Origin of the sequence: Streptomyces sp. NPDC056486 (assembly GCF_042795295.1) — a bacterium.
Lineage (GTDB): Bacteria > Actinomycetota > Actinomycetes > Streptomycetales > Streptomycetaceae > Streptomyces.
In genome coordinates, this window is sequence record NZ_JBHTSF010000314.1 from 1 (window position 1) to 3052 (window position 3052).

The window sequence follows — 3052 nt, forward strand, 5'->3', positions numbered from 1 at the left end:
AAGGACCCTTGGCACACCAGGACCCTTAAAAGTTCTGCTCCGGGAACTGAATAGCCACATTTCCGGGATAAACGTCGTAAGTCACATCAGCGCTGCTTGCCACTTTGACCCGCATCCTAGCCCCCAGGATTGACCCCTTACCCACCGAGAGCTTCTTTACCACTTCCCCGTTTAGCACCTGCACCTGCCTATTAACACTCAAGCGCCCCTTACCATACTTGACGTTGATCTTTGCGCCGGCAGGCGCTCGGAAAAATGCGGTACCTGTGGCATTGAAGAACAGCTCCACCGTTTCTGTCCTACCACCAGGCAAACGCTTAGTCCTGATCACTGCTCCCCCCCCACTACCAAACTTAGCCGACTAGCTATCCGGGCCGCGCAAATGTTGTGCCCTTCGCGCGACGGGTGCATAGTCCCTTCAAAATCACCTTGATTCCTACAGCTTTCGCTTGCGCCGACCCACAACGTGTGAGCATCGCAGTACCCCCGACCAATAAAGTCGGGAGCCACATCAACAAAATTCCATCCAGGGAACGAACCCACTTTTTCTTGAATTAAGGAGTTTAAATCATCACCCTTCTGTCGGATCAAATTGTAGTCCGACGCGTCGATATCCAAGTCCCATCCCTGAAACAGGCCGCACGCATGAAATCCAATCGATCTATCTGGCATCGTCTTGTCGAACAAGGCTGTCGGATACCCATTGACGAACACTGCTTTGGGATTCAATAGCTGACCGACGGCAACATGTAGGTGATCGTAGTCATTGCGCAACCCGGCAATTTTCTCGTCAATTCTGGCTATGACCGAGCCGGGATCATTATCGTGGTTCGCGGTGAATATGTTATCCCCTTCGATTAAATCCCGCAGGATGCTACTGAAGCCTAGATCGTTACCGCCAATACTCACAAGGAGAGCGTCAATTCGCCGCCCGGATACGGTGCGACGAATTTCTTCTAGCTGTCCTATTCCAATAAAATCCTTCCCGGGCGGTTTGGTCTGGGGTTTGAGCAGCCCGAAAGGAATAGCGGCACCACTCCGGGCGGCTGACACAAAGGTGACTCGATCCAAGGTAACTAGTTTTCCAACTGCATCCAGGGTTCGCCCAGACGCCTTGTGAAGCGACCGCGCTGCCAGCGCATGTGCGCCCTGTAGTGACCGGTGGGCGAGCTTCTCCACCCACTTCGGCTCGATGAGCATGTCCGGAGTCCACTCTGCGGCCCGGCTCAAAGTCGCCGCTTCACACTTCCATCCGCCACTATGCACCAGTCCGTTAGAATCCGGATTTCCTTCGCCTGAAGCAAACGAGTCGCCAATGGAGGCGATGAGGAAGTCACGCAACACAAACGTAGCCTTCTGCTCTCCATACTTTCCGTCATCGAATACGACATTCAGAGAGATGGAGTACTTTCCAGTGCCGGGGATTTTGAAGTGGGCCGCGAAACTGATTGAACCTCCCCGCAGGGAGAATTTGCGGTCATGGAATCCGCCTTCACCAGCGACTGTCCATTGGAACGCCAGAACATTATCTGGCACCAGCGGAGTGCCCCCTTCCCCGCCAAAAACGCCGCCACCAACAGGGGGTGTTAAGGGGCCTTGTCCCGTATTTAACACATTTCCGGGCCTCGGTGGTCGAGGTTCTCGAACTATCATCCGATTACTGGCAACCGGCTGATCCCCATGCAGCATTCCGTCTAGAGCGGACATAGTCAGGTCGTAGGTCTTTGGATTCACGTACGACTGACGGTACTGATGTGTTTTCTCGTTGTACCCTACGAGGTCCACACCACTTCCGTGATAGGTGGAGACCGCAAAGGAGAAATGCGCCCACCCGTTGAGTGCAGGGTTCGGCAACGCAGGGTGGCCGTCTACCGCAACTGCATCTTGCGCACCAACTGTGGTCTGGGTGACACGTGGTCGGGTCGGCATAGCCCCTCGCCCTTGCTGGGGATCTCAGCGTAGAGACTTACAGTCAACCACCAGCGAGCACTCGACCTAATAGGGCCCATGGCGTATTTTTCCCAGAATCCTTGAGAATTCTTGAGGTGGGCGGTTCACCTGCTGAGTACCGAATGTGACGCCTTGTCAACTTCTGTCGGCAGCGACCCTGGACGCAGAACAGGCATGGATGCTGGTGATCATGTGGGTGTCGAGTCCGTATGACCACCGAGCGAGTCCATGCCTGCGCACCATTCTTCCCGCATGCCGTCATGTCTCCAGCAACTGGGGGACGCCTCCGGTCCTGCCCCGCTGAAAACGGTCGCTGACCTGCGGGTCTATCTAGCCTCGGTGCCTGACCCACGGGCCCGTCGAGGTGTCCGTCACCCATGGACGGCCCTGCTCACCGCTGCGGCCGCCGCCGTTCTGGCAGGCGCTGCCTCGATTACAGCGATCGGCGAGTGGGTCGCCGACGCCCCGCAGCGCGTCCTGGCCCTGCTCGGGTTCCGGCCCGATCCGCTGACCGGCCTGATCCGCCCGCCCCATGCCACGACCATCCGCCTCGTCCTGGCCGCCGCGGACGGTGACGCACTGGACCGCGCCATCGGACACTTCCTCCAGGAACGCAAGGCCTCAGCCCCGGGACGGAAAATCATCGCCGTCGACGGCAAGACTCTCCGCGGTTCCCGCACCGCGAAACTATCGGCCGTCGCCCTGATCGCAGCGATGACGCACAGCGGCCAGGTCCTCGCCCAACGACAAATCTTCGGGAAGAGCAACGAGATCCCGGCCTTCGCTCCACTCCTGGACAGCATCGATCTGACCGGCGCCGTCATCACCGCCGACGCCCTGCACACCCAGCATGACCACGCCACCTACCTGCACAGACGCGGAGCCCACTACCTCGCCGTGGTGAAAGGAACCACCCCGCTCTCCACGAGAGCGTCCGGCGCCTGCCCTGGCGCGACGTCCGCCTGGACCACTATGAACGCGGACGGGCCCACCACCGCAACGAGATCCGCCGCCTGAAGACCGCCACGTTCGCCCACCTCGACTACCCCCATGCCCGCCAGGCCCTCCAAGTCGTGCGTTGGAGACGCGATCTGGGCACCGG

3 protein-coding genes are annotated in these 3052 nt (G+C 58.8%); 1 reads left to right on the plus strand and 2 read right to left on the minus strand.

Annotated elements, in window-relative coordinates; genetic code table 11:
* Positions 1-25: 25 nt before the first annotated feature.
* Both ACFQ7F_RS45645 and ACFQ7F_RS45650 read right to left on the minus strand, forming a co-directional pair.
* Positions 26-289 (minus strand): hypothetical protein, encoded by a 264-nt coding sequence (locus tag ACFQ7F_RS45645; protein ID WP_383285652.1) that lies wholly within the window; start codon positions 287-289, stop codon positions 26-28.
* A gap of 38 nt (positions 290-327) precedes the next feature.
* Positions 328-1536 (minus strand): hypothetical protein, encoded by a 1209-nt coding sequence (locus ACFQ7F_RS45650; protein ID WP_383285656.1) that lies wholly within the window; start codon positions 1534-1536, stop codon positions 328-330.
* A 666-nt stretch (positions 1537-2202) separates the two neighbouring features.
* Here ACFQ7F_RS45650 and ACFQ7F_RS45655 point away from each other — a divergent pair.
* Positions 2203-2967: an ISAs1 family transposase gene (locus ACFQ7F_RS45655; RefSeq protein ID WP_383285658.1), complete on the plus strand. Its 765-nt coding sequence runs from the start codon at positions 2203-2205 to the stop codon at positions 2965-2967.
* Positions 2968-3052: the final 85 nt, after the last annotated feature.

Excerpts from the sequence above, each read along its gene's own strand:
- ACFQ7F_RS45655 (WP_383285658.1), top strand. The coding sequence starts at position 2,203 with ATGCCGTCATGTCTCCAGCAACTGGGGGACGCCTCCGGTCCTGCCCCG.